Annotated in this window: 4 protein-coding genes; 1 reads left to right on the top strand and 3 read right to left on the bottom strand. The window is 64.3% G+C overall.

Annotation, left to right across the window (positions count from 1 at the left end):
• Positions 1 to 417, bottom strand: a 417-nt coding sequence (locus tag AC1DT2_RS15290) for an STN domain-containing protein (RefSeq protein WP_477297227.1), incomplete at its 3' end; no start/stop codon positions are given.
• Positions 418 to 604: 187 nt separating this feature from the next.
• Here AC1DT2_RS15290 and AC1DT2_RS15285 point away from each other — a divergent pair.
• Positions 605 to 964 carry a hypothetical protein gene (locus AC1DT2_RS15285; protein ID WP_477297226.1) on the top strand — a complete coding sequence of 120 codons (360 nt, stop codon included), beginning with the start codon at positions 605 to 607 and terminating at the stop codon, positions 962 to 964.
• Between the two features lie 111 nt (positions 965 to 1,075).
• Here AC1DT2_RS15285 and gspD read toward each other — a convergent pair whose 3' ends face one another.
• Positions 1,076 to 3,421: a type II secretion system secretin GspD gene (gene gspD / locus AC1DT2_RS15280; RefSeq protein WP_477297225.1), complete on the bottom strand. Its 2,346-nt coding sequence runs from the start codon at positions 3,419 to 3,421 to the stop codon at positions 1,076 to 1,078.
• A 251-nt stretch (positions 3,422 to 3,672) separates the two neighbouring features.
• A complete protein-coding gene (gndA, locus tag AC1DT2_RS15275; protein ID WP_063572469.1) occupies positions 3,673 to 5,088 on the bottom strand; it encodes an NADP-dependent phosphogluconate dehydrogenase in 1,416 nt (471 codons plus the stop codon).
• Between the last annotated feature and the right edge of the window lie 91 nt (positions 5,089 to 5,179).

Here is a 5,179-nt window from a genome sequence, read left to right as displayed (position 1 = left end):
ACGCTCGTCGAGCGAAGGCGTGGCGTCGCGCACCTCCGTTTCAGGAGGCAGGGACGCCTCGGCAGCTGTCGTTGGATCGGCCGTGACGGTGAATGCGTTCATCGAGGCGAAATGGGCGCTGAGGCCCGTTCCCACGAGCAAAACACGCAACGCGTCGCGCGGGTCGGCCACGCCGTGGATACCGGGCGACGAACGTTCCACGACGAGGGAATCGTCGAAGAGGACAGCAATGCCCGTCGCTTCGCTGTAACCGCGAAGAGCGGTCGCAAGCGGCTGTGCGTCGATGTCGAAGCGCGTTGGCGCATGCGTTTCTTCCGACCCCTGTGATGCCTCCGCCGGGGTCCGCACCTGCGCCGCGAGATGCGGCGATGCGAGCAGGATGGTGCACGCGACCAGCGCGAAAACGCAGCGTGTCACGGTCATTCCTTCGCGCATGAGCGTACGGGACGGGGACTTGTCTCGTGGGAAGGCTAGGCGCGGCAAATGACACAACCGCGCTGTTTTCGTGACAAAGTTAGTGACAACACCATGACAACGGCCGCGCCACTTCCGCAGGGCTTGCTGCGCGTGTTATCCAGCGCAGTGACGACTCAGGGAATGATGTATGCGTATTCGGCAACTCGTGTTCGTATTCACCGCCGCAGCAACGTCTGGCGCGTTTGCGCRGGAAACGAAGGGCGTTGTGACCCTGCCCGGCGTGCATGCGTCGGCGACCCCGGGATGCGTCGATCATGACGAGGGGAACGCGACGCTCTCCTACGCCTGCCTCAACCACATGGTCGCGACCGATGTGACGCCGGTACCGATGCCCGGCGACGCGGACATCACCAGGCGCCCCTCGAACACCCTCGGCCTGTACAACGCGAACGGCCTCAGCCACCGCATGGGCCCGAACCTCGGCATCTCGGTCCAGCCCTACCGCCCCAAGGTGACCTACCCCACCCCGCTGGCGACAAAGCCCTAGCCGTTGTGGGAGCCGATTCATCGGCGATCCCRCGGCAGCGGGCCAGGTTACAGCGAGCACCCCTTCGCCGCTGAAGCGGCTCCCACAAAGGGCCGCCGTGCCGCAGGCGGCTTATGGGTGCAGGGGCACCGTCACGGTCGGTTCCGCGGCGCGGGGCTTCGCGGCACCCTCGCGATACGGCTGCAGCGATTCGAACTTGCGCTGGTACTCGTCGGTGATCTGCTTTGCATCTTCACCATTGGTGATGACACGCGGCGTAATCAGCACGATCAGCTCCGTACGGTTGCGGCTGCGCGTGGTCGAACCGAACAGACGACCGAACACAGGAATACGGTTGAGCCCGGGAATACCGGTATCCGTCGTGCCCTCGTCCTGCTTGATCAAACCGCCGAGCAGCACCGTCTGCCCGCTCTGCACCGCGACCTGCGTGGCCACTTCGCGCTGCTGGATCGGGAAGTTACCGGTGGTGGTGTCCTTCTGGCCGGGAGCGCTCACCACCTGGTTGATGTTGAGATACACCAGGCCACCCGGATTCACGCGCGGACGCACGTTGAGGATCACGCCGGTGTCCTTGTACTCGACCTGGCCGATCGTGTTGTCCGTGTTCGCACCGGTGTTGACGAAGGTCTGCGTGATCGGAATCTGGTCGCCGACCTGGATGTGCGCCTTCTGGTTGTTCAGCACCACGAGCGAGGGCGCGGACAAGGTCTTCGTATTGCCGCTGGTTTCCATCGCCTTCAGGGCAACGGAGATGTTGTTGTTGACGAACGAGTAGAAGAAGCTGTCCGTGCTTGGGTTGTACGTGGCGCCACCGCTTCCCAACGCCCACTGCTGTTTGTTACCCGGCTGCGTCGGCTGCCCGTTGGTCGTGCCCACCAGTCCTTCCAGATACCACTGCACACCGAACTGGAAGTTGCCGGTGAGCGCGACTTCGAGGATGCGCGTTTCAATCTGCACCTGAAGCGGCACGGCATCGAGGCGCTTGATCGCCTGCTCGATCTCCGCCCACTGCGCCGGGCGACAACGCACCATCAACTGGTTGTTCGAATCCACCGAGGTGATGCGCACGCCTTCGTCGGTCGTGATGCCACCGCTGTGTGAGCGATGCGAGTTGTCGTCGTCACCGAAACCACTGCCGGCAAAGCCGCTCTGCGAGCCGCCGCTCGACGAACCGCTGCTTCCGAATCCGGACGAGGAGCCGTTGATGCCGTTACCGCTGGTAGTGTTGAGGTAGCCACCGGACGACGAGGACGACGACGAGCCGCTGCCGAACGTGCCCGAGCCGCTGCCAAAGCCCGAGCCGGAGCCCCCGCGACTGGAATCACTGTCGCCACCGAGGGTGCCCGAGCTCAGGCCCGGGCCCACCTTCCCGCCGCGATCGCCGGAGCGGCCACCGCTGGAGCCGCCACCGTAGATGTCGGAAAGGTAATCGGCCAGATCCGACGCCTGCACGTTGCGCACGTCGTAGACGTAGAGCTGGGCTTCATTGCCGCCGCCGTGGTCGATGCGATCGATCCAGCTGCGCACTTCGTCCAGATAGGCCGGCTGCGGGCTGATCACCACCAGCGAATTGGTCCGCTCGATGGGGATGAAGCGCAACAGGCCGGCCATCGGCGTGTTGCCCTTATCACCGAACAGCTTGTCGAGCATGGGCGTGAGGTCCTTGACCTCCGCGCGCTGCAGGCTGAACACGCCCACGGACATACCGCGCAGCCAGTCCACGTCGAAGGTGGCCACGGTGCGCTGGTAGTTCTCCAGTTCGCTCGGCGTGCCGGCCATCACGATCACGTTGCGCGTGGGATCGGCGAGCAGCACCGCGTCGGCACGTGCGAACGGCTTGATCAGCTTCTGCATCTCCGTGGCGGAAATGAAGTGCAGCGGGAACAGGCGCGCCTGCAGGCCGCCAGCGGGCGCATTGGCGCCGATGCTCGGCACGAGGTTGCCGGCGACGGCGTCCTTGGCGGGCATCACCACGTAGCGGCCGTTACTGTGCACGAGCGCATTGCTTGTCCACGACAGCAGGGTCTCGAGGATCGGCAGGGCCTGCTCGGCCGTGACCGGCTGCGAGGTCGAGAAGGACACGTTGCCCTGCACGCCCGGCACGATCGAATAATTTTCATGCAGCAGGTCGCCGAGGATGGCTTTCACCACCGACTCGACCGGCTGGTTCTCGAAATTGAAGGTCACCGTGCCCGCGCCTTCGGCGACCGGCGTCGGTTTGGCCAGGCCCACGGCCTTGACGAATTCGCCCGTGCCCGTGGTGACTTCCGGCGGCGCCACGCCCGGCGTGGACGGATTGGTGCTGGCGATCGGCACCGACCGCGGTGCGGGTTTCTCGGTGCCGGCCATGGCCTCGCGCTGCAGTGCCCCGTCGTCGCGCGGCTGAGGCAGGGTCGAGCATCCGGCCAGCGCTATCGCGAGCGCCACGGCGCCGGTCAGCTTACGTCTCTGCGTCAAACAACGTACTCCCTCGTTGGTCGCGAGAGAGCCGCCTCACAGGGGGCGGCTCTCTCGATTTCGCCAACTCTAAAGGGAGGGTCCCTCTCAGCGCTAGTTCTTGCGTCTCAAGCCGCGACGCAGGTCCGCCTACAGGGCGGCTGCTGCTCCTTGTAGGAGCCGATTCATCGGCGATAACCCGGTCGCGACAACCTGCCCCGCTGCCGCGGGATCGCCGATGAATCGGCTCCTACACAGGGGGCGGCAGTGGGCTACTCCGCCGCCCATTCCGCGTGGAAGCTGCCCTTTTCGTCCACCCGCTCGAAGGTATGGGCGCCGAAATAGTCGCGCTGGGCCTGGATGAGGTTGGCCGGCAACGTCTCGGACCGATAGCTGTCGTAGTAGGCAATGGCCGCGCTAAAGCCCGGCACCGGCACACCGACCCGCACGGCTTCGGCGACCACTTCGCGCAACGCCGCCTGATAGTTCTGCACGATATCGCGGAAGTAGGCGTCGAGAAGCAGGTTTTTCACGTCGCCACCGTTCTTGTAGGCATCGGTGATCTTCTGCAGGAAGCGCGCACGGATGATGCAGCCGGCGCGGAAGATCTTCGCGATGGCGCCGTAATCCAGCTTCCATTCGTTCTCCTCCGAGGCCGCGCGCAGCTGGGCAAAACCCTGGGCATAGGAGATGAGCTTGCTCATATAGAGGGCGCGACGCACCGATTCCTTGAAAGCCGAGCGATCACCCGAGAACTTCTCCGCCTTCGGCCCCGCCAGCACCTTGCTCGCCGCGACGCGCTCCTCCTTCAGGGACGACAGGCCGCGGGCGAACACCGACTCCGTAATGAGCGTGAGCGGAACGCCCAGGTCGAGCGCGCTCTGGCTGGTCCACTTACCGGTGCCCTTCTGCGCAGCGCGGTCGAGGATCACGTCGATGAGCATCTTGTCGCTCTTGTCGTCCTTCTTGGTGAAGATCTTCGACGTGATCTCGATCAGGAAGCTGTCCAGCTCGCCTTCGTTCCATTCACTGTAGACGTCGGCCAGCTCCTGGTTGTCCAGGCCGAGCACGTGTTTGAGCACGGCGTAGCTCTCGGCGATGAGCTGCATGTCGCCGTATTCGATGCCGTTGTGCACCATTTTCACGTAATGTCCGGCGCCGCCCGGGCCGATATAAGTGACGCAAGGCTCGCCGTCCGGCGCCTTGGCGGCGATCTCGGTGAGGATCGGGGCGACCAGGTCGTAGGCGTCGCGCGGGCCGCCGGGCATGATCGACGGACCCTTCAGCGCACCTTCCTCGCCACCGGACACGCCGGTGCCGATGAAGTGCAAGCCGTCCTTTGCCAGTTCCTCACCACGGCGCACCGTGTCCTTGTAGTAGGTGTTACCGCCGTCGATGAGAATGTCGCCCTTATCCAGCAAGGGGCGCAGCTGTTCGATCACCGCGTCGGTCCCCTTTCCGGCCTGCACCATGAGCAGGATGCGGCGCGGTTTCTCAAGCGAGTCGACGAATTCTTCCAGCGAGTATGTCGGCACGAGCTGCTTGTCCTTGCTCTCGGACATCACCTCGTCGGTCTTTTCCTTACTTCGATTGAAGATGGAAACGGCGTGTCCACGGCTTTCGATATTCCAGGCCAGGTTGCGACCCATCACGGCCATGCCGATCACGCCAATCTTCTGCTTGCTCACGAGAACCTCCAGGTATGTTGCCCAGCACCATGGACCAGCGTGAACCTCCGGCGTACCACGGAACGTGATGGCGCTCGGCTATGATGGCGGG

The organism is Luteibacter sp. P4_E6, from assembly GCF_056401535.1.
This window is presented reverse-complemented; position numbering and strand designations above follow the sequence as displayed.